We start from the raw sequence: 642 nt of genomic DNA, 5'->3' as shown, positions 1-642 counted from the left end.
CGCGGCCATCAAATTCCACGAAGGCCAGCAGAACACGCTCACCAAGACGGCGATGAAGGGCAGCGGGGGCGGCGGGGGCAGTGCCGGCAGCTTCGGCGGCATGAATCCGGGCCAACTCGTTCAAGCCGCCGCCATTGCCGCGGCGCTGGCCGTCAAGTAACCGTAGCCCCGTTTCACCGGGCACAAACTTCCCTCTGGGAACCCCATGTCGCAACACATTGAAGCCCATCCCAACTTGCCGCGCGGCGCCGTCCGCTCGGCATTCGCCATGGCCGCCCTGATGCCCATGGCCGCCGCCCATGCGCAAGTGCCCGATGCCGGCGGCGGCGCCTTCGTCTTCGGTCTGATCTACAAATGGCTGTCCGGCCGAATCAGCGACTTCGGCGTCGATTTCATGGGCCGCGCCATGCAGTGGGTCAGCACGGTCGCACTGGTGCTGCTCACGCTCTGGATTCTGATCCAGGGCTTTCGCATCCTCACCGGCCAGTCGCGCGAGTCGATGATGGCCCTGGTGGCCGGCATGAGCCGCAACGCCTTGATCGTGATCGCCGCAAGCACCATGGCCCTCGGGGGCTCGGACCTGCATTCCATCTTCACGAACGGTCTGCTCAAGGAAGTCAACTACATGGTCACCGGCGAGAA

General features: G+C 65.0%; 1 protein-coding gene. It reads left to right on the top strand.

The genetic code is table 11. From position 1 onward, the window contains the following. Positions 1–205: 205 nt before the first annotated feature. Positions 206–642 (top strand): hypothetical protein (locus EJI00_RS24935; protein WP_221885078.1); only part of this gene is annotated, 437 nt, incomplete at its 3' end.

This window comes from Variovorax sp. DXTD-1, from assembly GCF_003984625.1.
Lineage (GTDB): Bacteria > Pseudomonadota > Gammaproteobacteria > Burkholderiales > Burkholderiaceae_C > Variovorax.
Note: the sequence above shows the minus strand (reverse complement) of the source record. Positions and strands in the feature narration are given on the sequence as shown.